Below are 25,272 nucleotides of genomic sequence, written 5' to 3'. Positions count from 1 at the left end.
CGATGGCTGAACTCTTTCTGGTACGGCACGGGCAGGCGTCGTTCGGCACCGACGACTACGACCGGCTTTCCGCGGCCGGCGAGCAGCAGGGCGTGTGGCTCGGCGAATACTTCGCGCGTCAGGGCCTCGCGTTCGATCGCGTGATCTGCGGCACGCTGAACCGCCACGCGCAGACGGTCGACGCGATCCTGCGCGGGATGGGCCGCGAAGGCGTGTCGTACGACCGCCATCCGGGCCTGAACGAATACGACTTTCACGGGCTGTTCGCGGCCGCGGCCAGCGACTATCCGAAAATCGCACGCCTCGCCGCCGGCTCGATGAAGGAGCACTTCCGCGCGCTCCGGCAGGTGCTGCACCTATGGTCGGACGACAAGCTGGGGGATTCGGCCCCCGAAACCTGGGCCCATTTCCAGCAGCGCGTCGCTGCTGCGCGCGACGCGATCCGTCACGCAGGCGGCCAGCGCGTGCTCGCCGTGAGCTCCGGCGGCCCGATCGCGGTCACCGTGCAGCAGGTGCTCGCGGCGCCGCCGCCGAGCGCGATCGCGCTGAACCTGCAGATCCGCAACAGCAGTCTTTCGCAGTTCTTCTTCAACGCCGATGCGTTCCACCTGGCATCGTTCAACGGCATCCCGCACCTGGAAGACCCGGAACGGCACGCGTTCCGGACCTACGGCTGACCGAAGCTGAAGTACCTACTCACTCACGTATTCACGAACGATCGCGACGATGACGAACCCCTCCCAGCAACTCGATGTGGCCCGCCTCACGCGCTATCTGGAAGCGCACGTGCCGGGCTTCGAAGGCCCGGTCGACACGGAGAAGTTTGCCGGCGGCCAGTCGAATCCGACTTTCCTGCTCCACGCGATGAGCGGCCGCTACGTGCTGCGCCGCCAGCCGCCGGGCGAACTGCTGAAATCCGCGCATGCGGTCGACCGCGAATTCCGCGTGCTGACCGCGCTGTCGGGCACCGCGGTGCCGGTCGCGCGTCCGTATCACCTCTGCGTCGACCGCGACGTGATCGGCAGCATGTTCTACGTGATGAGCTTCGAGGACGGCCGGATCTTCTGGGATCCCGCGCTGCCGGAACTGCCGAAGGCCGATCGCGCGGCGTGCTACGACGCGCTGCTGCGGACGATGGCCGCATTGCACGACGTCGATGTCGAAGCGGTGGGCCTTGCCGACTACGGCCGCCCCGGCAATTACTTCGAGCGCCAGATCGGCGTGTGGACGAAGCAGTATCGCGCGGCCGAAACCGAGCGCCTCGACGCGATGGAGACGCTGATCGACTGGCTGCCGAAGGCGTGCCCCGAGGACACGGGCCGGCCGGCGCTGGTGCACGGCGATTTCCGGATCGACAACCTGATGTTCGCGCGCGACGGCTATCGCGTGCAGGCCGTGCTCGACTGGGAGCTGTCGACGCTCGGCAACCCGCTCGCCGATCTCGCATATTTCTGCATGTGCCTGCGGCTGCCGTCCGGCGGGCAGGTGCGCGGGATCGCGGGCCTGGATCGCGCCGAGCTCGGCGTACCGGATGAGGCGGCGATCGTCGCGCGCTATTGCGAACTGCGCGGGATCGAGCCGATCCGCGACTGGCATTTCTACCTCGCGTTCAGTTTCTTCCGCCTCGCGGCGATCGCGCAGGGCGTGAAGGCACGCGCGCTGCAGGGCAACGCGTCGAGCGAGCAAGCGCTGCGCGTCGGCGCAATGGCCGGCCGGCTCGCCGAACTGGCCGTGAGCGTGATCGACGCGCATCGCTGAAATCGCCGGCATCGCCGGGATCGCAGAACGGCGACACGACAAACCATCAATGGAGGAGCACAACGACATGGCAACGAATCTGTTCGACCTGACCGGCAAGATCGCGCTGGTGACGGGCGCGAGCCGCGGCATCGGCGAGGAAATCGCGAAACTGCTTGCAGAGCAGGGCGCACACGTGATCGTGTCGAGCCGCAAGTTCGACGACTGCCAGGCCGTGGCAGACGCGATCGTCGCGGCGGGCGGCCGCGCCGAAGCACTGGCATGCCACGTCGGGCGGCTGGAAGACATCGCCGCGACGTTCGAGCATATTCGCGGCAAGCACGGGCGGCTCGACATCCTCGTGAACAACGCGGCCGCGAATCCGTATTTCGGGCACATCCTCGATACCGACCTCGCTGCGTACGAGAAGACCGTCGACGTGAACATCCGCGGCTACTTCTTCATGTCGGTCGAGGCCGGCAAGCTGATGAAGACGCACGGCGGCGGCGCGATCGTCAACACGGCGTCGGTGAACGCGCTGCAGCCGGGCGACCGGCAGGGCATCTACTCGATCACGAAGGCGGCGGTCGTCAACATGACGAAGGCGTTCGCGAAGGAATGCGGGCCGCTCGGCATCCGCGTGAACGCGCTGCTGCCGGGTCTGACGAAAACGAAGTTCGCGGGCGCGCTGTTCGCCGACAAGGACATCTACGAGAACTGGATGGCGAAGATCCCGCTGCGCCGCCACGCAGAGCCGCACGAGATGGCCGGCACCGTGCTGTATCTCGTGTCGGACGCGGCGAGCTACACGAACGGCGAATGCATCGTCGTCGACGGCGGCCTGACGATCTGAGCGCGCGATGAAAATCGACAGCTACGCCGGACAGACCGTGATGATCACCGGCGCCGCGAGCGGCTTCGGCGCGCTGCTCGCGAGCGAGCTGGCCGCGATGGGCGCACGGCTGGCGCTCGGCGACCTGAACGGCGAAGCGCTCGAACGCGTGGCCGCGCCGCTGCGTGCGGCCGGCGCCGACGTGATCGCGCAGCGCTGCGACGTGCGTGTCGAAGCGGACGTCGCGGCGCTGGTGCATGAGGCCGCCGCGCGCTTCGGGCGGCTCGACGTCGGCATCAACAACGCGGGCATCGCACCGCCGATGAAGGCGCTGATCGACACCGACGAAGCCGATCTCGACCTGAGCTTCGCGGTGAACGCGAAGGGCGTGTTCTTCGGGATGAAGCACCAGATCCGCCAGATGCTCGCGCAGCGCGAAGGCGTGATCCTGAACGTCGCGTCGATGGCCGGGCTCGGCGGCGCGCCGAAGCTGGCCGCATACGCGGCGTCGAAGCATGCGGTGGTCGGGCTCACGAAGACGGCCGCGCTCGAATACGCGCGCCACGGCATTCGCGTGAACGCGGTGTGCCCGTTCTACAGCACGACGCCGATGGTCACCGACAGCGATCTCGGCGACCGCCAGGATTTTCTTGCGCAGGGCTCGCCGATGAAGCGGCTCGGCCGGCCCGACGAAATCGTCGCGACGATGCTGACGCTGTGCGCGAAGGAAAACACTTATCTGACCGGGCAGGCCGTCGCCGTCGACGGTGGTGTCTCGGCCTTCTGACCGAACCGAACAAGGAATCTCGAGGAGTCGATCATGGACTTTGGCTACACCCCGAAAGTGGAAGAACTGCGCGAACGCGTGCGCGCGTTCATGGATGCGCACATCGTGCCGCGCATCCGTCAGTGGAACGAGGAAGTGCATGCGGGCCAGTATCCCGTGTCGTTCATGGAGGAGCTGAAGGAACGCGCGAAGGCGGAAGGGCTGTGGAACCTGTTCCTGCCGCACCTGAAGGGCGACGAGCCCGGCACGGGCCTGACGAACCTCGAATACGCGCCGCTCGCCGAGATCATGGGGCGCGTGAGCTGGGCGTCGGAGGTGTTCAACTGCAATGCGCCGGACACGGGCAACATGGAGCTGCTGCACATGTTCGCGACGCCCGAGCAGCGCGAACAGTGGCTGCTGCCGCTGCTGCGCGGCGAGATCCGCTCGGCGTTCGCGATGACGGAGCCCGACGTGGCGTCGTCGGATGCGACGAACATCACGACGCGCATCGAGCGCGCGGGCGACGAGTACGTGATCAACGGCCGCAAGTGGTTCATCACGAACGCCGCGCATCCGAACTGCAAGATCTTCATCGTGATGGGCAAGACCGATCCCGGCGCCGAGTCGCACCAGCAGCAGAGCATGATCCTCGTGCCGCGCGACACGCCGGGCGTGACGATCGTGCGCAACATCACGGTGGTCAATCACCATGCGCCGGAAGGGCACTGCGAGATCACGTTCGACAACGTGCGCGTGCCGGCGCGCAACCTGCTCGGCGACGAAGGCAGCGGCTTCGCGCTCGCGCAGGCACGCCTCGGGCCGGGCCGCATTCATCACTGCATGCGTTCGATCGGTGCGGCCGAACTCGCGCTGGAACTGATGGTCGACCGCGCGCAGTCGCGCGTCGCGTTCGGCAAGCCGCTGAACCGGCACGGCACCGTCGGCGAATGGATCGCGCGCTCGCGCATCGAGATCGACCAGGCGCGCCTGCTGGTGCTGAAGGCCGCGTGGATGATCGACAAGGTCGGCGCGAAGGCCGCGCGCAAGGAGATCTCGATGATCAAGGCGCTCGTGCCGACCGTGTATACGGACGTCTGCGACCGCGCGATGCAGGTGTTCGGCGCGGCGGGGTTGAGCCCCGATACGCCGCTCGCCGATCTGTGGACCTGGGGCCGCGCGCTGCGCTTCGCCGACGGCCCGGACGAGGTGCACCTGCAGGCGATCGCGCGGATGGAGATCAAGGACGGCGAGCCGGGCTCGACGGCGCCTTACCTGACGCCGCCGCCGCGCGATTGAGCGGCGCGCCGGGATGCGCAACGCGTGTGGTGCCGCTCGCGGGGCCGGCATGGACGAACGAATGGCGCACGCCGTAAGATGCCGGCAAGGAGATCCGGCGATGCGCCTTTCGAAGATTGATTTGAACCTGTTCGTCGTATTCGAGGCGATCTACAACAAGCGCAATCTGACGCGGGCGGCCGAGGTGCTGAACCTCACGCAGCCGGCCGTCAGCAATGCGCTGGCGCGGCTGCGCAAGACGCTGAACGATCCGCTGTTCGTCAGCACGCCGGCCGGGATGATGCCGACGCCGATGGCCGAGAACATCGTCGGCCGCGTGCGCGAGGCGCTGCAGCTGCTCGATTCGAGTGCGCACGAGGGCGACGTGTTCGATCCCGCATCGTCGGCACGCGTGTTTCGGCTCAGCATGAGCGACCTGACCGAAGCGCTGCTGCTGCCGGCGCTCGGCGAACTGCTGCAAACGCATGCGCCCGGCATGCATGTGCGCAGCTACACGATGGACCGCCGCGAAGTTGCCACCGCGCTCGCGAACGGCTCGGTCGACATTGCGATCGACGCGCCGCTGATCGGCGATCCGCATCTGCACCAGGCGCTGCTCGTGCGCGACCGCTACGCGTGCATGATCCGCGACGATCACCCGTTCAAGGGCAACACGCTGACCATGGACGACTACCTGTCGATGGGGCACATCCACGTGTCGAGCCGCCGCAAGGGCAGCGGGCACGTCGACGCGGAATTGACGCGTCTCGGGCTGCGCCGCAACATCCAGATGCGCGTGCAGCACTACATGGTCGCGCCGCTGATCGCGATGCGCGGCGATCTCGCGCTCACGGCGCCGCTGCGGCTGCTGCAGCGCTATCCGGCGCGCATCTTCGAACTGCCGTTCGAGATGCCGGGCCTCGATTACTTCTGCTACTGGCATCGCAGCGCCGATCAGGATCAGGGCAGCCGGTGGCTGCGCGAACAGTTGATGACGCTGATGGGCGGGATGGGCGGGATGGGCGAGCCGCGGTGACGCTCGACGTTCTGCGGGCAGAGCGCGTGTGCGCTTAAAACGGATCGTCGTCCACGCGGGAGGATACTTGCCGGCGCTTCATGCCTTTCAGCCAGTCCCTGACCTTTTCCGGATCGTCGAACTCGCGCAGCGCCGCGTTCAGGTCGTGGTTGCTGCGCTGCATGCCGGCAATGTCGCGCGCGAGCATGCGGACGACGGTATCGGGCGCCAGCTTGACGGACGGCGCGATTCCATACGTCCGCCGGAAACCGGTCTCGACGTGCAGAATCTCCTGATCCAGCTCGCGGATCTGTTCCTCCAGGATGCCGTTGTAGCGCGTCAGCCGATCTTCACCGAGGCCGGCGATCGCGCGCCGGTCGATCTGCTCGATCTCCAGTTGCAGCTCCAGCAGTTGCAGGAGATTGCCTTTCGCATAAGCGCGGTTGACCCGCTGCATCAGCACGGTCTTGCGTTGCTGCTCCCGCGGATCGGATTCGCGATCGGGGTGCAGCGCGCTGGCAAGCTTGCGATAGACCTCGCGGATCGACTTGTTCGATTCGGTCTGCTCGGCTTCGCGTCGGGCCTGCGCGGCCGATTGCCGGGGTGCTTTCTTGCGCTTCGCGCGCTGTGCCTCGCGGGCCTCGTGGGCGGCCATGTCGCGCTTGAACTGTTCGTCCTGTTCGGCTTGCATGCGCTCGGCAAGTTCGTCGGGAGACAGCGTGTCGAGATCGTCTGCCGGTTCGGCGGCGGGTATCGGTTCAGGTTCCGGCTTCGTCCGCGCCGGGGCGGCCGCTGCGTGGCCGTCGTCGCGGGATGTGCCGTGCCGGTTGTAGATGACTTTCAACGCCGCGTCGTCACTGACGTCGAGCAGGTCGCGCGCCATATCGGCGATCAGCCCGGACAGCGTGCGCTGGTCGGCCTTGCTTAGTCCCTTCTGCAGGAACGCGTCGTCGAGCAGATTGAGCAACCGGATCCGCAACGCCGTCGACGCCTGTTCGAGCGGCAACAGCCCGTCGACGAATTTTTTCTGGAAGACCGGCATGACGGCTTCCCACGCACCGAGACGCTCACGCCGTTTTTCGATTTGCTCGACGAGCGCATTGAACGTCTTCTGGGCTTTCGACAGGCTGGCTGTCTCGTGGTTGGGCGCGATGACGACCGCGGCTCCGCGACGTGCGGTCATGATTGATGTCCTCCGGCCGCGGCAGGAGGCGCGGCAGGCCGGTATTTTAGCCGGACGAGCGCGCCCCCGAAACGACCGGCAGCGCGTTACCGCTTCATTGTCGCGACCGCCGGCGTGCCCGAATCCGTGCCCGGTGCGCCGTTCGCCCCGTAGGCGGCTTCCGCGCTCTTGCGTTCGGCGAGGCGCTTGGCGGCCAGGCGTTCCTGCGCGGCGACGATGTCGCCCGGATAGTTGTCGCCGTCGCCGGCAACCGGCTCGTAGCCGACCGATTCGAGGTCGAGCAGTTCCTGGCGCACTTGCGCGCGCGTGAGCGTCGAGTGCGACGACTGCGCGTACGACGCGGCCGGTGCGGCGAGAAGGGCGGTGGCGGTAGCGGCGACGATGGTGACGATGACGGATTTCACGGTTTCCTCAGATGATTTCGTTGCGGTTCGGCACGAATTCGTTTCGCTGAACCGACGAGACAAGTTTAGGAACCCGGACTGGCCGGATAAATGGCGATTCCTGACCAGCTGTGTTGCAGGATGAGTCAGAGTGAACGTGCGTGCGCAACACGACGAAGATCGACGTCAGGGGGAGGAGAGGTTGCGGTGGCGTGCGCAGTGCCGTTCCATCAATCGCCGAACAACTGCCCCTGCCCGGAGATGACGCGTTCGAAATCGTCGCGCAGGAACGGCAGGATCGCATCGGCGACGGGCTGCAACTGGCGGCTCAGGTAGAACGCGTAGTCGATCGGCGAGCGCATCGTTTCGAGCGGCTCGGGGCCGGCCGTCGTCATCACGTAGCTGATCCAGCCGCCGCGCTGGTACTGCAACGGCCTGCCGTGCGCCTGGTTGAACTCGTCGGCGATCCGCGCCGCGCGCACATGCGGCGGCACGTTGCGCTCATATTCGCGCAGCGGCCGGCGCACGCGCTTGCGATAGACGAGCTGGTCGTCGAATTCGCCGGCGAGCGTGCGCCGCACGTAGTCGCGGATGAAATCCTGGTACGGCTCGCGCCGGAACACGCGCCGGTACAGCTCGCGCTGGAACTGCTGCGCGAGCGGCGTCCAGTCGGTGCGCACCGTTTCGAGCCCCTTGAAGACAAGGTCCTCGCCGCCGTCGGCCGTCGCCGCGAGGCCCGCGTAGCGCTTCTTGCTGCCTTCTTCCGCACCGCGCACGGTCGGCATCAGGAACCGGCGGTAATGCCGCTCGTACTGCAGCTCCAGTGCGCTTTCGAGCCCGAAGTGGTCGCGCAGGTGCGCGTGCCACCAGCGGTTCACGTGCTCGACGAGCGCGCGGCCCTTGTGTCCCGCTTCGTCGTCGTCGTGCGCGCGACCGAGCCAGACGAACGTCGAATCGGTATCGCCGTAAATCACTTCGTAACCCTGAGCTTCGATCAGCTCGCGCGTTCGATGCATGATCTCGTGGCCGCGCATCGTGATCGACGATGCGAGGCGCGGGTCGAAGAAGCGGCATCCCGTCGAGCCGAGCACGCCGTAGAACGAATTCATGATGATCTTCAGCGCCTGCGACAGCGGCGCGTTGCGCTGGCGCTTCGCGTCGTCGCGGCCTTCCCACACGCGCCGCACGATATCGGGCAGGCAATGTGCGGTGCGCGAGAAGCGCGCGCCGAGAAAACCGGGCACCGATGTGTCGTCGCCGGGGTTCGCGAGCCCTTCGATCAAGCCGACCGGATCGATCAGGAACGTGCGGATGATCGACGGATAGAGGCTCTTGTAGTCGAACACGAGCACCGAGTCGTACAGGCCCGGGCGCGAATCCATCACGAAGCCGCCGGGGCTGTTTTGTCCCGTCACGTCGCCGAGGTTCGGCGCGACATAGCCGAGCCGGTGCATGCGCGGCAGGTACAGGTGCGTGAACGCCGCGACCGAGCCGCCGGTGCGATCGGCGGCGAGCCCGGTGACGCTCGCGCGTTCGAGCGCGAAGGACAGCAGGTCGGCCTTGTCGAAGATGCGCGTGACGAGCTCGCAGTCCTTCAGGTTGTAGCGCGCGAGCGCCGGCTTGTCGTGGTCGAAGCGGCGCTGGATTTCGTCCATCCGCTGGTACGGATTGTCGATCGACTTGCCTTCGCCGAGCAGCGCTTGCGACACGTATTCGAGGCTGAACGACGGGAACGTCCATGTTGCGGATTTCAGCATGTCGATGCCGTCGAGGATCAGGCGGCCGGCCGCGCCCGCGAAGAAGTGGTCGGGCTGCTGGCCGTGCGCGCGCCAGTCGAGCACGCTGCCGCCGCGCCCGAGCTTCAGCGGCACGCCGTATTGCTCCGCGTGCGCATGCAGGATGCGCAGGTCGAACTGCACGAGGTTCCAGCCGATCACCGCATCGGGATCGTGTTCGTCGAACCAGTCGTTCAGCCGCGCGAGCATCGCGGGCCGGCTGTCGCAGTAGTCGAGGCGGAAGTCGACGGCGCTCGCGTCGCCGCTTTCGTCCCCGTTCGGCGGGCCGAGCATGTAGACCTGTCGTTGCCCGCAGCCTTCGAGCGCGATCGAATACAGTTCGCCGTGGACGCTGGTTTCGATGTCGAGCGACACGCAGCGCAGCGCCGGGCGGTAGCCGGTCGCGGGCTTCAGCTCGCCGCCGGTCAGCGTGTCGTCGTTGCCGGGCTGGCCGCGAAACTGCACGCATGCCGTGATGAAGCGCTCCATCGCGTAGCGGTCGGGCGGCTGCACGTCGGCTTCGTAGACGTCGACGCCGGCCGCCGCGAGGCGCTTCTGGAGCCCGGACAGGTGGCGATAGCGCCGGCAATAGAGACCGACGACCGGGCGCTGGCTGAAATCGCGCAGCGCGAGCGGGCGCAGTTCCGCATCGCGCTCGCCGGCCAGTGTGCGTTCGGCGAGCGCCTGCTGTTCGGCCGGGATGAACGCGACGGCTTCCTGCGGGCGCAACCGCACGCGGCGCGGACCGTGCTCGGTTGCCAGCCAGAACTCGATCTCGATACCGGTCGCGGTGTCCCGCCAGTGGCGGGTAAGGATGAAACCCTGCTCGAACGCAGTCAAAACGCTTGCTCGTCGTGGATGCTCAGGCGGCGGATTTTAGCGCTTGGGCGCGGTCCGTGCCGATGGCGGGCGCATATGGCATCAGGTGGCAGGAAGCCGCGGTGCGACGCGCCATCCTGTGTGTGCCGCATCGGTTGAGGGCTGGGCGTCGAATCTTCGCGCGCGGGAGGGGCGATCCTTTGTTCCGAATGGGCACGCGGTTGCTGCGCTCGATCGCAGCGCGCCGGCAATCAGCGGTGCCCAATTCGTTCCCGTGACCGGCTACTGGCTAGCGCTGTAGAACATTGCCCGACTCGAAACCTGTGCCGGGGACCGGACTCGAACCGGCACCCTCAAACATGCCCCTCATGCTCGATCGCCCCACCGCGCCCCGTCCTTGCCGCAACCATCACCGGCGCCCCTGATATCCGCGCCGCCCGCTTCGCCCACATCGCCGTCAGAATCGGCACGAGTATCGCCGTAACGAGGCACGCAGTCGCGACGATCGCGGTCGCGGCCGGCACCATCGGTTTGAACTTCGGAATCATCTCGCCGATGATCGCCGGGTTCGCGACCGCGGCGCCGGCCGTCGACGACGCCGCGAGCCCGGCCGTGCCGTTGCCGCCGCCGACGAATTTGTCGGCGAGGATCAGCGGCACACCCGTCACGACGATCACCGCGAGCCCGAGCGCGATGCCCGGCAGGCCGCTTTTCGCGATCACGTTGAGATCGATGCCGTTGCCGAGCGCGAAGCCGAAGAACGGGATCAGCGGATGCACGCAGCGCCCGAACAGCTCGCGCAGGTCCGCATCGAGGTTGCCGAGCGTGAAGCCGATCAGGAACGGCAGCACCGCGCCGACGAACAGCCGCGTCTCGAACACCGCGACGCCGGCCGCGCCGAGGATCAGCATGCTGACGAGCGGCCCCGATTCGATCGACATCAGCACGAACGCGCCGGCTTCCTCCTTGCTGCCGTACTGCTGCATCACGGCCGCATAGAGGCCGCCGTTGGTCATGTCCATCGACGTCGTGATCGCGAGCAGCGACAGGCCCGCGAACAGGCCCGTCCGGATGCCGTCGTCGGGGATGAACCGCGCGGCGATCAACGTCGCGAGCCACGCGACCACGATCTTCGTCGCGAGCAACGTGCCCGATTTGCGCAGCACGACGCCCGTCGCGCGCAGGTTGATCGTCGCGCCCATGCAGAAGAACCACACGGCGAGGATCGGCACCGTGCCCGCGATCAGGCCGTTGGTGAACGAGCCGAAATACTTCCCGGCATTCGGCGAGAACGTATGCACGCACGCGCCGAGCAGCATCGGGACCAGCATGAGCCCGCCGGGAATGCGGTCGATGGCCTGTTTCAGCTTCACATCTCCTCCGCGGACGTCGATGCGTCCCGTTGTCAAATGATGTCTGCTGACTGACTATAGGACATGATTCGGAACGTCGGTCCGTTTTTATGAATTTGTCGGATAGTCGTATACCCGTAATTCAATAAATTGCTGATAAAAAATGGATTAATTGCACAGTGGCGCGACGCGAAGAATTCGGTTCGTCGTTCCGAATCTGCAAAATTTGTGCTTCAATTCATCGTATGACCGTCGGCCGCACAGGCATCGGCGGCGTGTCCATCCCCCACGGAGAACCGGCATGGAAGTGCGGCAGGGCATACACAGCGAACACGCGAAAGCGCTCGATACGGCCGGCCTGCGCCGGCATTTCCTGGTGGAAAACCTGTTCGCGCCGGACGCGCTGTCGCTCACCTACAGCCATATCGACCGCATCATCGTCGGCGGCGCGTGGCCGGCCACGCGGCCGGTCGAGGTGCCCGCGTCGCTCGGCGCCGCGATGGGCGTGAGCCATCTGCTGGAGCGGCGCGAACTGGGCGCGATCAACATCGGCGGGCCCGGCTGGGTCGAGGTCGACGGGCAGCGTCACGCGGTGGGTACCGAGGAGGCGATCTACATCGGGCAAGGCGGGCAGGGCGTTGTATTCGGCAGCGACGATCGCGCGCATCCCGCGAAGTTCTACGTGAACTGCGCGCCCGCGCACACCGCGTATCCGACGCGCACCATCACGCTTGCGCAGGCGTTGCCCGAAACGCTCGGCGATGCGGCGACGAGCAATCGCCGCACGATCTACAAGTTCATCGTGCCCGACGTGCTGCCCACGTGCCAGTTGTCGATGGGGATGACGAAGCTCGAGCCGGGCAGCCTGTGGAACACGATGCCGTGCCATACGCACGAGCGCCGGATGGAGGTGTATTTCTACTTCAACCTCGCCGACGATGCGGCCGTGTTCCACATGCTCGGCGAACCGCGGGAAACGCGCCACGTGGTCGTGCACAACGAGCAGGCGGTGATCTCGCCGAGCTGGTCGATCCACTCGGGCGTCGGCACGAAGGCGTACACGTTCATCTGGGGGATGGTCGGCGAGAACCAGGTGTTCAAGGACATGGACCATATCGCCGTCGCCGACCTGCGCTGACACCATGAAACGCGACAACCCCGATCTTCCTTCCGCCGATGCGCGTTCCGCGTTCGCCGGCCTGTTCGACCTGACCGGCAAGGTCGCGATCGTCACCGGTTGCAACACGGGGCTCGGCGCGGCGATGGCTGTCGCGCTCGCGTCGGCCGGCTGCGACATCGTCGGTGCGAACCGCTCGGCGCCGGATGCGACGTCGGCACGCGTCGCAGCGGCCGGGCGGCGCTTCGTCGACGTGCGCGCGGACCTGTCGACGCTGGAGCCGGTCGAGCGGATCGTCGGCGGCGCGGTCGATGCGTTCGGTCACGTCGACATCCTCGTCAACAACGCGGGCATGATCCGCCGCTGCGACGCGCTCGATTTCACCGAGGCGGACTGGGACGCCGTCGTCGACGTGAACCTGAAGAGCGTGTTCTTTCTGTCGCAGGCGGTTGCGCGGCAGATGTTGCGGCAGGGGCGCGGCGGCAAGATCGTGAACATCGCGTCGATGCTGTCGTTCCAGGGCGGCATCCGCGTGCCGTCGTACACGGCGTCGAAGAGCGGCGTGCTGGGCCTCACGCGGCTGCTCGCGAACGAATGGGCCGCGCGCGGCATCAACGTGAACGCGATCGCGCCCGGCTACATGGAGACCGACAACACCGCGCAGCTGCGCGAGGACACTCGGCGCAGCGACGAAATCCTCGGCCGCATCCCGGCTGGCCGCTGGGGCGTGCCCGACGATCTCGCGGGCGCGGCCGTGTTCCTCGCATCGCGTGCGTCGGACTACGTGCACGGCCACACGCTCGCCGTCGACGGCGGGTGGCTCGCGCGCTGACCGTATCGCGCGGCGGACGCGTTATGCTCTCTCGATTCGCATCTCATGGATTCACGGACATGACAGCAACGCCCACGCAGCGCAAGCGCGATCAGGCGAACATGGCACCGCGGGCCGGCCGTCCGGCGGCCGACCCGTCGGCGGCCGGCGCCGTGGAGAAGGTCGATTCGGTCGCGGCCGTCGGGAAGGTTTTCACGATCCTCGCGGCGCTCGGCGATCGCCGCGAGATCGGCATCAGCGAGCTGTCGCAACAGCTCGGCATGTCGAAGACGACGGTCCATCGCTTCCTGCAAACGCTCAAGACGCTCGGCTATGTCGCGCAGGAAGGCGAGACCGACCGCTACCGGCTGACGATCAGGCTGTTCGAGCTCGGCAGCAAGGCGCTGGAGAGCGTGGACCTCGTGCGCGAGGCCGATCTCGAGATGCGCCGCATCGGGCAACTGACGCGCGAAGCCGTGCACCTCGGCGCGTTCGACGAGGACGCGATCATCTACATCCACAAGATCGACGCCGATTACGGGCTGCGCATGCAGTCGCGGATCGGCCGGCGCAATCCGCTCTACAGCACGGCGATCGGCAAGGTGCTGCTCGCGTGGATGTCGCCCGACGAGGCGCGCGCGGTGCTGGCCGGCATCGAATTCAGGAAGTCGACCGCGAAGACGCTGTCGTCGGCGGACGCGGTGACGAGCATCCTGCCGCATGTGCGGCAGCAGGGCTACGGCGAGGATAACGAAGAACAGGAAGACGGCCTGATGTGTCTTGCCGTGCCCGTGTTCGATCGTTTCGGCCGCGTGATCGCGGGGCTGTCGATTTCGTTTCCGACGATGCGCTGCGGCGCGGATACGAAGGCGCATTACATCGCATTGCTGAAGGAATCGGGGCAGGCGATTTCGGCGCGGCTCGGGCATCGCCCGGAAGCGGCCGGCATCGAGCGGGCGGCGGTCGCGCAGGATTGAGCGTTCGAGGTGCGCGCAATATGGCCGCACACCTCGGCGGCAACGCCGCTACGCCCATGCGCAATCGCGCCTCAGGTTCGCCGCCCGCTGCGGCCATTGATACAGGTAGCCTTGCGCATACTGAATCCCGATCGCCTCCAGCGCGCAATGCTGTGCTTCGGTCTCCACGCCTTCGGCGATGATCTTCAAGCCGTAGTAATGCGCGACGGCGGCGATCCCCTCGATCAGCCCTGCGCCGCCATCGCTCAGTCGTGCGATGAACTGGCGATCGATCTTCACGTAGTCGAACGGAAAGCGCGACAGCATGTCGAGATTGCTGTGATTCGTGCCGAAATCGTCGATCGCGAACTTCGCGCCTTTCGACCTGAGCGCATGGAATATCGCGGTGGTCCGTGCGTTCTTTTCGAGCAGGATGCGCTCGGTGACTTCGAGTACCAGCGTAAAGCCGGGCGGCAGCGAGCGGATTGCTTCGTCGACGATGGACACGAATCGCGCGCTTTCGAGATCCTTCGGCGAGACGTTCACGGCGATGCGCAGCGGCACGGACGGCGTCAGCGCGGTCAATTCGGACACTGCCGTCCGCAGCACGAATTCGGTCACCTTCGGCAGGATCGTGCTCGATTCGACCTGCGGGATGAACAGGGCCGGGCTGATTGCCCCCCATTTCGGATGGTGCCAGCGCAGCAGCGCCTCGACGCCGACTGTCCTGCACGTCCGGACGTCGACGATCGGTTGGTACACGACATGGAACTCGTTGCGCCTGAGCGCTTGGCGAACGGCCTTCAGCAACAGCCGCCGCGGCGCCATCGCCAGCAGGTAGGCGGCCATCACGAGGCCATCGGCGAGCAGCGCGATCGTCATGCAGATCAACCGATAGTGGCGCTGGACCTGCGACGCGTAGTGCGTCGACGCGGCGACCGACACCGTGAACGGCCATCGGTGCGACGCGATCATGCTTCCGTCTGCGAGGCCCGCGTCCGATTCCGGCGCGTACTTTCCATGCTGGTCGAGATGGCCCGAACCTGCGATCGACAGCATCGCGGTTTCCGTGCCGTGATGGGCGCCGCGCGCGAGCGCGTCGGCCACGTAGTCGCCTTCGATCAGGTAGAGAACACCTGCGCCGCGCGCGGTGGCGCGAAACACGGACAGCGCCGGAATGCCGTGCTGAAACGGTGTCTGGCGCAACAGCGTGACGATTGTCGATCCCGGTTCCGGCTCGCGCGTGTATGCGTCGAGCGGCACGTCGATCGCGCCGAGCGCCGACGAGCACGTGACGCGACCGTGGTTCACCAACCCGACGGCACGCAGGTAGCGCAGGCGAGTGCCCACTTCGGCCAGCGTCCGGAATATCGTCGCGCATGGCCGCCCGACGAGCGCGGTCAGTTCGTCCGCATGTCGCAGACGAACGCCGTCGAGGATGCGGTCCACCGATGCCACGATATCGTTCGCGGTGACGCGCTCGTGAGTGGTGACGGCATCGCGCGCGTAGCGATCGGCAAGCACGATCGCCAAGGTCGGCACGAGCACGCAAACGATTAGCGCAACGAAAAAGACAACCCGCGGCCACGCGCCGCTGCGCTGGAAAACTGGCTTAGAGCCTGGCGTGAGCGCCGACATTCCCGCAGTTGCCTTTCGTGTTGTTCGCATGGAGACGCAGGCCGAACCGGTCGATGCGCAAACGGCAAGCATGCGTCATGCCGGGTCCGGCAATAAATACGGCGCGCGCGCGCCGATATCCCGATGCTAATCGATTCAACGGTCGCGAGGGCCATGGGCGGCAGCACCTCGCGATCGGCCATTCATCCCGCGGCTCGCGTCCATGACATGTGCCTGTTGCGCATGTACGTTGACGGAGCACACCGAAAAAAAACCCCGGCCACAGGGTCGTGCGGCCGGGACGAAAGACACCTTCTCTTGGCACGAGGATGGTGCGCGCCAAGTATAAGGCGCGACGCGAGATTCCGGAATATTGTTATTCAACAAATGGTGTAATTTTGTGATTACATCTCGACAGGAAATATTTCTGCGCGGCGCGGTTTTCGTCGATTCGATGCCGGGTGCATGAGTGGTCGCTGCTGTCGAAAGGTGAACGACAGGAATGGCCGGGGCCGCTCGATCGCAGTGCCGATCCCGCGATGCGGGCCGGTATCGCAGGCACGTCCATGCAGGTGCTGAAGCGGTCTGGTCGGATGATCGATGAGGTGCCGGCGCGTCGCACCGGCCGCGATTCAGAAATCGTTGCGCATCTTGTGAAGCAGGTCGCCGGGCGACTGGTGCGTGTCGACCGCGGTGAGGACATTGGTCAGGAACCACGGCAGGTTCAGTTGCGTGTCGGAATCGCCGACGCATACGCGGATCGGCGGCGCCTTCGACGGGAAGCGGGGGGTGTGCGCGGCGTCTCGGGACGGGACGCAATTTTTTGCGTTTGCTTGAACCGGAACCGGCGCATCGGCGCCGGACGATGATGCGCCGGCGGCTGCCGGCAAGCTGACGGCGGCAAGCAGGGTCAGGACAGCGACAGCGGCAACGCGTTTCATGGGAATCTCCGGCGATGCATGTTCGACAGCGCGGGCGGACGCGAGTTCGTCGATGCCGCGGCGCCCCGCTCATCCTCTCATCCGCGCGCGACGCGTGCACCGCGCGTCACATCACTGATACCCGTAACACTGCTTCAGCCCCGCGTAATCATAGAAGTGGCTGCCCGGCGCGATCTTCGCGCCGTCGCACGCGGCCTGGAAATCCGTCTCGCGCTCGTTGTACAGCATCTTCACGATCAGCCGCGACCCGTTGCGATAGACATCCCACTGCACGTTCGCGGCCATCGGCGACACCTGGTCGCCGCGCCACGGGTTGTTCGCATAGGTATAGGTCTGCGCCTGCGGCGTCGGCACGAACACGTTCTTCAGGTTCATGATCGACGCGAACGGAATCACGATCTCCGCATGCGTGAAGCGCAGCTTCGCGGCGCGGGTCAGGTCGCCGCGCGCGATCGCGTCGACTTCGCCGAAGAAGTCGTCCTGCAGCACCTTCGCCATCCGGTACGTGACGGGGTTCGCTTCCTGGATGCCGGGCCCCTTCTGGTAGTAGTCCTCGGCATCCTGCAGATAGGCCAGATACTGCGCCTGCTCCGCGCCGATGTATTTCTCCATCGTGACGCCGCCGGTTTCCGCCTTCATCGCAGGCGCGATCTGCAACAGGTTGTACAGCACGTTCGCCGCATCGACGGCCGTCGCGATCTTCGTCTTGCCGTCGCCCTTCAGCGTGTTGGTGAATTTGCCGTCCGCCGACGTGAATGCATGGGTTCCCGTGTTCGCGAACGTGTAGCCGTCGGTGCCGAGCTTCGCGATGAATGCCGGCGACACCAGCGCGGACAGCACCGTTAGCGCAACGTCGGCCGCTTGCGGTGCGGCCTTGATCGCCTTCAGCTTCGCGGCCACCGTCGCGTCGTTCGCGTAGGCCTGGTAGGCCTGGCTTGCCTGATAGGTCGCGTAGTTCGGATCGCTCGCATCGGTCACGAGATCGGTGGCCGGTTTCAGCGAATGGAAATACAGCAGGAAGCGGTTGGTGCCGGCCGGCTGCGCGGCCGGTGCGTTCGCCGGATAGCCGGACGGCGCGGCCGGCAGCATGATCGCGGCGGCCAGCGCCGGCTGCGCGGCGACGAGCGCCGCGGAGAAAAACGTCGAGCTGTCGACCGCGCGATCCTGGCCCGAGTTGACGACGACAACCTGCCGGTTGCCCGCCGAGAACAGCGTGGGCAGCCGCTGCGCGAGACGCGCGGCGAGCTGCTGGTGTTCGCGGATGCCGGTTTGCGTGAGATTGCCGTATCCGGGCGTCGAGATGCCCGGCACACCGTAACCGAGCAGCGCATTGGCCTTCATCATCGCGTACGTATCGGCCTTGAGCTGCGCGCCGAGCGCGGTCAGCGCGCCGTCGGCCTCGGCCTTGACCAGCATCGCGTAGATCGCGCCGTCGTACTTGAAGCCCGACAGCCCGCGCGAGCCGTGGCGTGCGACGAGTTCGGCGTAGACAGGCGCGTAGCCGGCGGGCGGCGCTTCGTACGTCGCGGCGTCCTGCTGCGGGCGGTACGGCGTCTTCGTCTGGTAGTAGGTTGCGGGAACCGGCGTTGGCTGAGGTTGCGGCTGCGGTGTGGGCGTCGAGCCGCTGTTGTCGGTCGACGTGGCGGGCGGTGTCGAGGTTTCCCCGCCGCAGGCGGCAAGCAGCAGGCAGGCGATTGCGAGTGCGGCGGTGGTGTGGGTCGGGCGTGTCATCGTGGCGTGTAACGGGCGGGACGATGCGGTATCGCGTCGTTCCGTTTCCGGGAGAGATCGGTCGAGCCCGGAAGTGTTGCAAGCGACTTTGACGGCGGAATGTCAGGATCGAGTCGGGCAATCGTCGGATTGCGGCCCGATCGACGATGGCCGGCTGCCGCCGGCCCGTGTGCCGGCGTTCAGTGCAGGCCGGCCGATGCGATCGAGCGCACCGTATCGGTAATGTTCACGCAGCGCGACAGACCGAAATGCTCGGCTTCGCGGCGTTCGGGTTCGCTGCTCGCAATCGCCACCGCACGTTCGGGCGGCACGCCGAGCGCTTGAAGCGCCACGTCGAAAGGATGCTGGTTTGATCCGGAGTCCTGCTGATTGGCGTCAGTGACGACGACCGAGAAGCGGTCGAGGTTCGCGCGGCCGAACTGGCCTTCGAACATGTCGCTGAGCCGTGCGGCCGGCAGCGTCGTGACGAGACCGAGTCGATATCCTTCTTCCGACGCACGGACGAGCCACTGGATGATTGCGTCGCGCTGATGGCGCGATTCGCGCGAATCCGGTGTTGCTTCGATCTGTGCGAATGCAGCGTCGAGACGGGTGACGATGGCTTCGATAACCACGGTGATTCCTCTTCAGAAACGTGATGATCCGTTCGCCGACGGGAATGCCACACACCTTAGCGTCGATCCGGAATATGCAACCAATTAATATTTTTATCCGACTCATACGATTCGACTAATGAATCGGGTTGTGAGCCAGCGTGGGCGCGGGATGCGTGTCGCGCAATGTTTTTTCACGCAATGCATCGTATCGACAGCTTTCAATGTGATGCACCAAACTCGCGCACGTTGCGCATGCACCGGTCATATGCATGTGAAAAAAACGGCGTATCGGGCGATGCGTGCCCGATACGCCGTCATGCGCTGTCGCGTGTCGGCAGGCGATCAGTGCAGCTTGATCGACGGCTGGTTGCGGCTTTGCAGCCAGTGGCTCAGCGACTGGAACAGCGCGCGCTTCGTGCCGTACACGCTGAACAGGTGCTTGCGGTACAGGAACTTGTACAGTCCGATCGCGGCGAGCCCGTCGACGATCAGCGAGCGCGAACGCACGCCGAGGTCGGCCTGGTACACGGCGCCGGCGTGCCCGAGCGACACGACGGTGCCCGCATCGCGGAACGTGAAGCCGGCCACCGGCTTGCCGGCGACGCGGCGTGCGAATGCATGGACCAGATACACGGCCTGCTGGTGCGCGACCTGTGCGCGCGGCGGCAGGAAGCCGCTCGCGCCGGCCGACGGGCACGCGGCGCAGTCGCCGAACGCATACACGTGCGGATCGTCGGGCGTTTGCAGCGTGTCGGTCACGATCACCTGGTTCGAGCGATTGAGCGCGATGTCGCCGATCTCCCGCAGGATCGCAGGCCCCGCGACGCCGGCCGCCCAGATCGTGATGTCGCTCTCGAGCCGTTCCCCCGTCGCGGTCGTCACGGCATCGGCGCTCACTTCCGCGACGCGCGTATCGGTCAGCACGTCGACGTTCAGCGCGCGAAGCTGCGCATGCATCTTCGCGGACAGCCGCGCGTCGAGCGCCGGCAGGATGCGCGGGCCGCCTTCGATCAGCCGGATGTGCACGTCGCGCGCGGACACCAGCGCCTTGAAGCGGTACGTCGTCAGTTGCTGGATCGCGTGCCGCAGCGCGGCGGCCAGCTCGACGCCCGTCGCGCCCGCACCGATCACGTTGATGCAGATCGGCGCCGCGCGCTTCGCCGGATGCTGCTCGGCCTGATGATTCGCCTTCGTGCAGGCCGCGAGAAACTTGCGGCGGAAATCCTCGGCCTGGTCGAGGTTTTCGAGCGGCAGCGCATGGCGTGCGGCGCCCGGCACGTTGAAGAAGTTCGTCACGCTGCCGACCGCCAGCACGAGATCGTCATAACCGAGCTCGCGCTGCGGCAGGATTTCCGTGCCGTCCGCGTCCTGCACGCCCGCGATCGTCGCCGTGCGTGCCGCGCGGTCGACCTGCTGCAGCGCGCCCTGCACGAAGCGGAAGCCGTGGCGCTTGGCCTGCGCCGCGTATTCGATCGTGTGGGATGCCGGGTCGCGATGGCCCGATGCGGCTTCGTGTAGCAACGGCTTCCAGAAGTGCGTCGGATAGCGATCGACGAGCACGACTTCGGCTTGCCCGCGGCGTCCGACCGTATCGCCGAGACGCGTGGCGAGCTGCAGGCCGCCGGCGCCGCCGCCGACGATCACGATGCGCGGCATGCGCGGCGCGCGGTCCGTTGCAAGGTTGGGCGTGATGTTGTCCATGTTGGGCTCCCGCTGATGACGATTCGGATGACATTGCTCAAGAACCGACGATATAGTTTCGAACCCAGTCGAACAATTTAATGTTTATAAGCGACTCATATGTATTCACTTATAGGAAAGACCGCGACGTTCCGGCAGTTGAAGGCGCTGGACATGATTGCGCGGCTCGGCAGCGTGTCGCGCGCGGCCGAGGAGTTGAACCTGACGCAGCCGGCCGTGTCGCTGCAGGTTCGCCTGCTCGAGGAGGCCGTGGGCGCCGCGTTGCTGCAGCGGGTGGGGCGCGGCGTGCAGCTGACCGCGGCCGGCGAGATCGTGTCGCGCTATGCGCGCGAGATCCTGCATCTGTGGAGCGAGGCCGGCGACGAAGTGGCCGCGCTGACAGGCGATCTCGGCGGTACGCTGCGGATCGGCGCGATCACGACGGCCGAGTACCTGATCCCGCCGCTGCTCGTCAAATTCACCGCGACGCGCCCGCATGTGAAGACGTATTTCAAGGTCGGCAACCGCGACGACATCATCCGCATGCTCGCGACGCATGAAATCGATCTCGCGGTGATGGGCAGCGCGCCGAAGGAGCTGCGCACGCACGCGGTCGAGTTCGCGAAGCATCCGATGGTGTTCGTCGCGGCACCCGGCCATCCGCTGATGCAGCGCAAGCGCGTCGCGCTGAAGGATCTCGAATCCGCGCACCTGCTCGTGCGCGAACGCGGTGCGGGCACGCGCTCGACCGTCGAGAGCCTGTTCAAGACGGCCGGCTACCGCTTCCATGTGGGGTCCGAATTGTCGAGCAACGAGGCCATCAAGCAGATGGCCGAAGCGGGGCTCGGCATTGCGTTCCTGTCGTTGCACGCATGTGCACTCGAACTGCGCACGGGGCTGCTCGGGCAACTGCCGTTCCCCGGCAACCCGATCGAGCGCGAATGGTATGTGGTCACGCTCGCCGACCGGCGAATCTCGCAGGTGACGGGGCTGTTTCGCGACTTCCTGATCAAGCAGGGCGCGCCGGTGATCGACGGCGCGACGGTGGCGCCGCACGAGCGGCGGCGCAAGTAGGTGGATGACGTCGGCCGGGCGGCCGCTCGGTCAGACTAGCCCGAAGTCGTCGTTGCTGTCGGGAATCGACGCGAGCAGCCGTTCGAGCCGATACCAGCCGACGATACGCAGGCACCAGGCGGCGATGGCGGTGCTGGCGTTGCGGGAACGCGGGCCGGATGAAGGGCGGGTGGCAGAGGACGGCGATGGCGCGGTGAGCGCGGCGCGTTGCGGACAGCAATGGGGCATGACGGTCTCCGTAGGTGTCGGATGGTGCGATCGTAAGCGTCGCGTCGCCTGCCGGCGCGCACGCAAGGATCGTCCTGAGCAGAAACGGATGATCTTTTTCTGTCCGTCCGGATACAGCCCCCGCAGGCCCGGCACGCCGGCCGAAAACGCGTCACAATGCGCGTTCGATACACGATCTGGTGGAGCCAAGCCATGAGCGATGCGATTCTTGCCGCGCCGCCGGACAACGGCGTGCCGGTCAGCCTGCGTTCCAGCCGCGGGCTCGGCTGGCGGGGCTTCGGCGCGGCGTTGCTCGACATTCGCGCCGGCACGTACCGGATTCCGGCGGCCGACCATCACCGCATCGGCGTGCACATCGGCGGGCCCGTTCGCGCGGACTGCGTGTGCGACGGCGAGCGTGTGTCGCGCATCCAGGCGCATGGCGACGTCGACGTGATTCCGGCCGGCCTGCCCGGCCAGTGGACCGACAGCGCCGACTGCCGGATCCTGCACATCATGCTCAGCGACACGTTCGTGCGGCGCACCATCGAGCACCTCGAACTGAAGCCGTCGCAGGCGCAGATCCGCCGCCGGCTGCAGGTGCGCGATCCGCGCCTGCAGCATATCGCGTGGGCGATGGCCGCCGAGCTCGAAGCGGAAGACGCGTCGGACCCGCTCTACGCCGAAAGCCTGTGCACGGCGCTCGTCGCGAGGCTGGTCGACGGCCAGCCGGCGTTCCGCGAGCGCCGGCGCTCGCTTGCGCCGAAAGCGGCGGCGCGCGTGATCGATTATGTCGAAGCGAACCTCGACCGGCGCCTGACGCTTGCCGAACTCGCGGCACTCGTGTCGATCAGCGTGCCGCATTTCAAGGTGCTGTTTCGCGAAACGCTCGGGATGCCCGTGCACCAGTACGTCGTGCGGCGCCGGGTCGAGCGCGCGAAGGCGCTGCTGCTCGAAGGCCGGCTCAGCATCAGCCAGATCGCGCTCGAAGCGGGGTTCGCGCATCAGAGCCACATGGCGAACTGGATGAATCGCGTGCTGGGCGCGACGCCGATGGAGATTGTGCGGTCGGGGGCTCGGGGCGGGCTGCGGCTGGCTTATGGTGGTGAGGGTAGCGGGGGCGACGTGTGAGTGTCGATTCTCTCGCCGGGATCGAGCTCTGATGCTCGATCTGCTGCGCGGTTTATGTTCGTCTGGAGTAGCAGCTCGAAGAGCTTAACGTCGCGCGCATGGAGTCTAGTGCCCGTCGGATGCGGCTGGCTTGCCGTCGACGCTGAAATCTGTGGCGCCTTCGTCGATCACGCAAGCGCCGTGCAGCGGGCGTGTGCACCGATCTCCAGTGCGTGCAACGGCATGTCCCAGGACCAACCATGTTGGACCAGCGAGCGTGAGATTGAGAAAATTCGGCAGCCAAATTGTCCCCTATGGGTTACAATGGCTTCATGTTCAAAGTCCTGACCACTCCCCAATTTGATGAATGGCTCGATGGGCTTCGCGACCCTGTCGGTTGCGCGGCGATCAACTTGCGCATCGAGCGGGCAAAGCTCGGCAACCTCGGCCAATGGCGGGCAGTCGGCGACGGCGTCAACGAAATGAAGATCGATGTAGGGCCGGGATATCGAGCCTACTTCGTGCGACGCGGGAAAATCATCGTCGTGGTGTTGTGCGGTGGGGACAAGTCGACCCAGAAGAAGGACATCAGGGTGGCGAAGCAAATCGCCGGCGAACTGGAGGATTGAGTATGAAAATAAGCGAACTGGCCGAATTCGACGGCTCGAAGTACCTGAAGGACGAGGAAACGATTCGTCACTACCTGGCGCAAGCGTTCGAAGATGGGGATCCGCGGCTGATCCAGGCCGCGCTCGGGAATGTCGCGAAGGCACGCGGTATGACGGCGCTGGCGCGCGAATCTGGCGTGAAGCGTGAAGCGCTCTACCGCGCACTGTCGGAAGGTGGAAACGCCGAATTCGCAACGATCATGAAGGTTGTCAGCGCGCTGGGATTGCACCTGACCGTAGCTCCGGCCGCGCCAGCGGCCGAATCGGCGTCGGCGCCTGCTCCCGCACCAACGCGTGCGCGCTCGCGCGCTCGCCCGGCGGCGCACGCATAGCGGTCATTGGCGGCCGGTGCCCATACCGTAACGCACCGGCCCACGCGCGTTCATCCAGCCGGCGTTGCCGGCGGGATGGCGTACGGATCAAAGCTCACAATTTCTTCGCCGTGCCAGTCGTTCAAATGCAGAAAACGCGACTGCAACGGCGCACTTACCGCTGCACCGTCGGCCTGTTGAGCCGCAATGCCTTCTGCGTGAACGGTTCATTCATCACAGGCGTGTCGCTGTCCGTCATCGGCAGACCGTACGATTCAAAGTGAGCGGCAACGAAGCGGGCAATACGCGTCGCCGCCACCACCACACAATCCTTCATCCTTTCCTGTCCGAATCATCCCTCCCTGCGCGCCGTCCCGGCCGCGCATGCAGACAATCACCACACCTTCATCCCCCAGGAGCAGATCGTGTTCGTGATCTTCGGTGCATCAGGCAACGTCGGTTTGTCGACCGTAACAACCTTGCGCAACGCAGGCCATCCCGTGCGCGCGGTGCTGCACGACGTGCGCCATCGTGAGCGTTTCGCGCAGCTCGGCTGCGACGTGGCGATCGCGGCGCTGACGGATGAGCGCGCGGTCGCGTCGGCGATCGACGGCGCGCAGGCCGTGCAGATGCTATGCCCGGTGCCCGTCGCCGACCCCGATCCTGCCGCGACGATGGAGCGGACAATCGACGTCGCGACCGCCGCGCTCGCCGCGAACCCGCCGGCGGCGTTGCTTGCGCTGTCGGACTACGGCGCGGAGCGCGACGGCAACACGGGCATCACGCGCCTCTTTCATCACTTCGAGGAACGGCTCAGGACGATCCCGACGCAACTGACGCTGCTGCGTTCGGCCGAGCATCTGCAGAACTGGACGCGGATCCTGCCGGTCGCGCTCGGTACCGGTGTGCTGCCGAGCTTTCATCATCCGGTGGCCAAGGTATTTCCGACGGTCTGGGCGCCCGATGTAGGCGTCGTCGCGGCGCGGCTGCTGCTCGATGCGCCCGAAGGCGGCAACAGGCCGCGCATCGTCAGCATCGAAGGGCCGCGGCGGGTGAGCGTGACGGCGATCGCGGATACGCTCGGCACGGCGGCCGGCCGCGCGATCGTCGCGCACGAGTTGCCGCGCGACACCTGGAACGAGACGCTGCTGCGCGCGGGCCTCAGCGAACGCCATGCACAACTGATCGTCGATCTGTACGACGTGCACAACGCCGGGCAGATCGACGTCGAGGCCGGCGTGTCGGAGCGGCTTTACGGCACGACGACGCTGGCGGACGCGCTCGCGCAACTGGTGCGCCAGCACGCGCGATGA

Annotated in this window: 26 protein-coding genes; 14 read left to right on the top strand and 12 right to left on the bottom strand. The window is 66.2% G+C overall.

Features of this window, described 5'->3' with window-relative positions:
* The first annotated feature begins 2 nt into the window (after positions 1–2).
* From ACNQQL_RS16045 to ACNQQL_RS16020, 6 genes are all read left to right on the top strand, one after another.
* Positions 3–677 (top strand): histidine phosphatase family protein, encoded by a 675-nt coding sequence (locus tag ACNQQL_RS16045; protein WP_347064693.1) that lies wholly within the window; start codon positions 3–5, stop codon positions 675–677.
* Positions 678–726: 49 nt separating this feature from the next.
* Positions 727–1,758, top strand: a complete 1,032-nt coding sequence (locus tag ACNQQL_RS16040) for a phosphotransferase (RefSeq protein WP_347064692.1) — start codon at positions 727–729, stop codon at positions 1,756–1,758.
* Positions 1,759–1,825: 67 nt separating this feature from the next.
* Positions 1,826–2,590, top strand: a complete 765-nt coding sequence (locus tag ACNQQL_RS16035; protein ID WP_347064691.1) for an SDR family oxidoreductase — start codon at positions 1,826–1,828, stop codon at positions 2,588–2,590.
* A gap of 7 nt (positions 2,591–2,597) precedes the next feature.
* A complete protein-coding gene (locus ACNQQL_RS16030) occupies positions 2,598–3,356 on the top strand; it encodes a glucose 1-dehydrogenase (protein ID WP_347064690.1) in 759 nt (252 codons plus the stop codon).
* A gap of 33 nt (positions 3,357–3,389) precedes the next feature.
* Entirely contained in the window at positions 3,390–4,634 is a 1,245-nt protein-coding gene (locus tag ACNQQL_RS16025) for an acyl-CoA dehydrogenase family protein (protein ID WP_347064689.1), read from the top strand.
* 100 nt (positions 4,635–4,734) lie between these two features.
* The gene (locus ACNQQL_RS16020) at positions 4,735–5,649 is read left to right on the top strand and encodes a LysR family transcriptional regulator (RefSeq protein ID WP_347064688.1); all 915 of its coding nucleotides are present in this window, start codon (positions 4,735–4,737) and stop codon (positions 5,647–5,649) included.
* Between the two features lie 34 nt (positions 5,650–5,683).
* Here the strand turns inward: ACNQQL_RS16020 and ACNQQL_RS16015 are convergent, their stop codons facing one another.
* The 4 genes from ACNQQL_RS16015 to kdgT all read right to left on the bottom strand — a co-directional run bounded on the left by ACNQQL_RS16015 (position 5,684) and on the right by kdgT (position 11,161).
* Complete coding sequence (locus ACNQQL_RS16015; RefSeq protein WP_347064687.1) at positions 5,684–6,811, bottom strand: J domain-containing protein; 1,128 nt, start codon at positions 6,809–6,811, stop codon at positions 5,684–5,686.
* A gap of 86 nt (positions 6,812–6,897) precedes the next feature.
* Entirely contained in the window at positions 6,898–7,215 is a 318-nt protein-coding gene (locus ACNQQL_RS16010; RefSeq protein ID WP_347064686.1) for a DUF4148 domain-containing protein, read from the bottom strand.
* A 209-nt stretch (positions 7,216–7,424) separates the two neighbouring features.
* A complete protein-coding gene (locus tag ACNQQL_RS16005) occupies positions 7,425–9,809 on the bottom strand; it encodes a DNA polymerase II (RefSeq protein ID WP_347064685.1) in 2,385 nt (794 codons plus the stop codon).
* Positions 9,810–10,141: 332 nt separating this feature from the next.
* On the bottom strand, positions 10,142–11,161 hold the full coding sequence (gene kdgT, locus ACNQQL_RS16000; RefSeq protein WP_347064684.1) for a 2-keto-3-deoxygluconate transporter: 1,020 nt from the start codon (positions 11,159–11,161) through the stop codon (positions 10,142–10,144).
* Between the two features lie 280 nt (positions 11,162–11,441).
* Here kdgT and kduI point away from each other — a divergent pair, with 280 nt between their 5' ends.
* Genes kduI through kdgR form a run of 3 tightly spaced genes read left to right on the top strand, consistent with a single transcriptional unit; the run spans position 11,442 to position 14,045 of the window.
* Positions 11,442–12,278: a 5-dehydro-4-deoxy-D-glucuronate isomerase gene (kduI, locus tag ACNQQL_RS15995; RefSeq protein ID WP_347064683.1), complete on the top strand. Its 837-nt coding sequence runs from the start codon at positions 11,442–11,444 to the stop codon at positions 12,276–12,278.
* A 4-nt stretch (positions 12,279–12,282) separates the two neighbouring features.
* Positions 12,283–13,089 carry a 2-dehydro-3-deoxy-D-gluconate 5-dehydrogenase KduD gene (gene kduD, locus ACNQQL_RS15990; RefSeq protein ID WP_347064682.1) on the top strand — a complete coding sequence of 269 codons (807 nt, stop codon included), beginning with the start codon at positions 12,283–12,285 and terminating at the stop codon, positions 13,087–13,089.
* Positions 13,090–13,148: 59 nt separating this feature from the next.
* Positions 13,149–14,045 carry a DNA-binding transcriptional regulator KdgR gene (gene kdgR / locus ACNQQL_RS15985; protein WP_347064681.1) on the top strand — a complete coding sequence of 299 codons (897 nt, stop codon included), beginning with the start codon at positions 13,149–13,151 and terminating at the stop codon, positions 14,043–14,045.
* A gap of 48 nt (positions 14,046–14,093) precedes the next feature.
* Here the strand turns inward: kdgR and ACNQQL_RS15980 are convergent, their stop codons facing one another.
* From ACNQQL_RS15980 to ACNQQL_RS15960, 5 genes are all read right to left on the bottom strand, one after another.
* Positions 14,094–15,734, bottom strand: a complete 1,641-nt coding sequence (locus ACNQQL_RS15980; protein ID WP_416392621.1) for an EAL domain-containing protein — start codon at positions 15,732–15,734, stop codon at positions 14,094–14,096.
* A 539-nt stretch (positions 15,735–16,273) separates the two neighbouring features.
* The gene (locus ACNQQL_RS15975) at positions 16,274–16,582 is read right to left on the bottom strand and encodes a hypothetical protein (RefSeq protein WP_347064679.1); all 309 of its coding nucleotides are present in this window, start codon (positions 16,580–16,582) and stop codon (positions 16,274–16,276) included.
* Positions 16,583–16,693: 111 nt separating this feature from the next.
* A complete protein-coding gene (locus tag ACNQQL_RS15970) occupies positions 16,694–18,313 on the bottom strand; it encodes a histidine-type phosphatase (RefSeq protein WP_347064678.1) in 1,620 nt (539 codons plus the stop codon).
* A 179-nt stretch (positions 18,314–18,492) separates the two neighbouring features.
* Entirely contained in the window at positions 18,493–18,927 is a 435-nt protein-coding gene (locus tag ACNQQL_RS15965) for a phosphatase (protein ID WP_347064677.1), read from the bottom strand.
* 324 nt (positions 18,928–19,251) lie between these two features.
* Positions 19,252–20,610, bottom strand: coding sequence for an NAD(P)/FAD-dependent oxidoreductase (locus tag ACNQQL_RS15960; RefSeq protein ID WP_347064676.1), 1,359 nt, complete (start codon positions 20,608–20,610; stop codon positions 19,252–19,254).
* Between the two features lie 99 nt (positions 20,611–20,709).
* On the opposite strand from ACNQQL_RS15960, the gene ACNQQL_RS15955 reads away from it, so the two are divergent.
* Positions 20,710–21,663, top strand: a complete 954-nt coding sequence (locus tag ACNQQL_RS15955; RefSeq protein WP_047901940.1) for a LysR family transcriptional regulator — start codon at positions 20,710–20,712, stop codon at positions 21,661–21,663.
* Between the two features lie 30 nt (positions 21,664–21,693).
* Here the strand turns inward: ACNQQL_RS15955 and ACNQQL_RS15950 are convergent, their stop codons facing one another.
* Positions 21,694–21,891 (bottom strand): hypothetical protein, encoded by a 198-nt coding sequence (locus ACNQQL_RS15950; RefSeq protein ID WP_204422226.1) that lies wholly within the window; start codon positions 21,889–21,891, stop codon positions 21,694–21,696.
* 192 nt (positions 21,892–22,083) lie between these two features.
* Between ACNQQL_RS15950 and ACNQQL_RS15945 the strand changes: the two genes are divergently transcribed.
* Positions 22,084–23,001, top strand: a complete 918-nt coding sequence (locus ACNQQL_RS15945; protein ID WP_347064675.1) for an AraC family transcriptional regulator — start codon at positions 22,084–22,086, stop codon at positions 22,999–23,001.
* Positions 23,002–23,106: 105 nt separating this feature from the next.
* Here ACNQQL_RS15945 and ACNQQL_RS15940 read toward each other — a convergent pair whose 3' ends face one another.
* Entirely contained in the window at positions 23,107–23,238 is a 132-nt protein-coding gene (locus ACNQQL_RS15940; protein WP_072438102.1) for a PAAR domain-containing protein, read from the bottom strand.
* A 74-nt stretch (positions 23,239–23,312) separates the two neighbouring features.
* On the opposite strand from ACNQQL_RS15940, the gene ACNQQL_RS15935 reads away from it, so the two are divergent.
* On the top strand, positions 23,313–23,609 hold the full coding sequence (locus ACNQQL_RS15935; RefSeq protein WP_072438503.1) for a type II toxin-antitoxin system RelE/ParE family toxin: 297 nt from the start codon (positions 23,313–23,315) through the stop codon (positions 23,607–23,609).
* Positions 23,610–23,611: 2 nt separating this feature from the next.
* Entirely contained in the window at positions 23,612–23,980 is a 369-nt protein-coding gene (locus ACNQQL_RS15930; RefSeq protein ID WP_072438104.1) for an addiction module antidote protein, read from the top strand.
* A gap of 154 nt (positions 23,981–24,134) precedes the next feature.
* Here the strand turns inward: ACNQQL_RS15930 and ACNQQL_RS15925 are convergent, their stop codons facing one another.
* Positions 24,135–24,296 carry a hypothetical protein gene (locus ACNQQL_RS15925; protein WP_347064674.1) on the bottom strand — a complete coding sequence of 54 codons (162 nt, stop codon included), beginning with the start codon at positions 24,294–24,296 and terminating at the stop codon, positions 24,135–24,137.
* A gap of 88 nt (positions 24,297–24,384) precedes the next feature.
* Here ACNQQL_RS15925 and ACNQQL_RS15920 point away from each other — a divergent pair, with 88 nt between their 5' ends.
* Positions 24,385–25,272, top strand: a complete 888-nt coding sequence (locus ACNQQL_RS15920; RefSeq protein ID WP_347064673.1) for an NAD(P)H-binding protein — start codon at positions 24,385–24,387, stop codon at positions 25,270–25,272.

Source organism: Burkholderia sp. LFS061 (assembly GCF_047978125.1).
Taxonomy (GTDB): Bacteria; Pseudomonadota; Gammaproteobacteria; order Burkholderiales; family Burkholderiaceae; genus Burkholderia; species Burkholderia pyrrocinia_C.
The sequence above is the reverse complement of the archived record's forward strand: the minus strand, read 5'-3'. Positions and strand labels throughout refer to the sequence as shown.

Excerpts from the sequence above, each read along its gene's own strand:
- ACNQQL_RS16040 (WP_347064692.1), top strand. The coding sequence starts at position 727 with ATGACGAACCCCTCCCAGCAACTCGATGTGGCCCGCCTCACGCGCTAT.
- ACNQQL_RS15935 (WP_072438503.1), top strand. The coding sequence starts at position 23,313 with ATGTTCAAAGTCCTGACCACTCCCCAATTTGATGAATGGCTCGATGGG.
- ACNQQL_RS16035 (WP_347064691.1), top strand. The coding sequence starts at position 1,826 with ATGGCAACGAATCTGTTCGACCTGACCGGCAAGATCGCGCTGGTGACG.
- ACNQQL_RS15960 (WP_347064676.1), bottom strand. The coding sequence starts at position 20,610 with ATGGACAACATCACGCCCAACCTTGCAACGGACCGCGCGCCGCGCATG.
- ACNQQL_RS16020 (WP_347064688.1), top strand. The coding sequence starts at position 4,735 with ATGCGCCTTTCGAAGATTGATTTGAACCTGTTCGTCGTATTCGAGGCG.
- ACNQQL_RS15945 (WP_347064675.1), top strand. The coding sequence starts at position 22,084 with ATGAGCGATGCGATTCTTGCCGCGCCGCCGGACAACGGCGTGCCGGTC.
- kduI (WP_347064683.1), top strand. The coding sequence starts at position 11,442 with ATGGAAGTGCGGCAGGGCATACACAGCGAACACGCGAAAGCGCTCGAT.
- ACNQQL_RS15930 (WP_072438104.1), top strand. The coding sequence starts at position 23,612 with ATGAAAATAAGCGAACTGGCCGAATTCGACGGCTCGAAGTACCTGAAG.
- ACNQQL_RS15980 (WP_416392621.1), bottom strand. The coding sequence starts at position 15,734 with ATGCTTGCCGTTTGCGCATCGACCGGTTCGGCCTGCGTCTCCATGCGA.
- ACNQQL_RS15970 (WP_347064678.1), bottom strand. The coding sequence starts at position 18,313 with ATGACACGCCCGACCCACACCACCGCCGCACTCGCAATCGCCTGCCTG.
- ACNQQL_RS15950 (WP_204422226.1), bottom strand. The coding sequence starts at position 21,891 with ATGCCCCATTGCTGTCCGCAACGCGCCGCGCTCACCGCGCCATCGCCG.
- ACNQQL_RS16030 (WP_347064690.1), top strand. The coding sequence starts at position 2,598 with ATGAAAATCGACAGCTACGCCGGACAGACCGTGATGATCACCGGCGCC.
- ACNQQL_RS15975 (WP_347064679.1), bottom strand. The coding sequence starts at position 16,582 with ATGAAACGCGTTGCCGCTGTCGCTGTCCTGACCCTGCTTGCCGCCGTC.
- ACNQQL_RS15925 (WP_347064674.1), bottom strand. The coding sequence starts at position 24,296 with ATGAAGGATTGTGTGGTGGTGGCGGCGACGCGTATTGCCCGCTTCGTT.
- ACNQQL_RS16025 (WP_347064689.1), top strand. The coding sequence starts at position 3,390 with ATGGACTTTGGCTACACCCCGAAAGTGGAAGAACTGCGCGAACGCGTG.
- ACNQQL_RS15955 (WP_047901940.1), top strand. The coding sequence starts at position 20,710 with ATGTATTCACTTATAGGAAAGACCGCGACGTTCCGGCAGTTGAAGGCG.
- kdgR (WP_347064681.1), top strand. The coding sequence starts at position 13,149 with ATGACAGCAACGCCCACGCAGCGCAAGCGCGATCAGGCGAACATGGCA.
- kduD (WP_347064682.1), top strand. The coding sequence starts at position 12,283 with ATGAAACGCGACAACCCCGATCTTCCTTCCGCCGATGCGCGTTCCGCG.
- ACNQQL_RS16015 (WP_347064687.1), bottom strand. The coding sequence starts at position 6,811 with ATGACCGCACGTCGCGGAGCCGCGGTCGTCATCGCGCCCAACCACGAG.
- ACNQQL_RS16045 (WP_347064693.1), top strand. The coding sequence starts at position 3 with ATGGCTGAACTCTTTCTGGTACGGCACGGGCAGGCGTCGTTCGGCACC.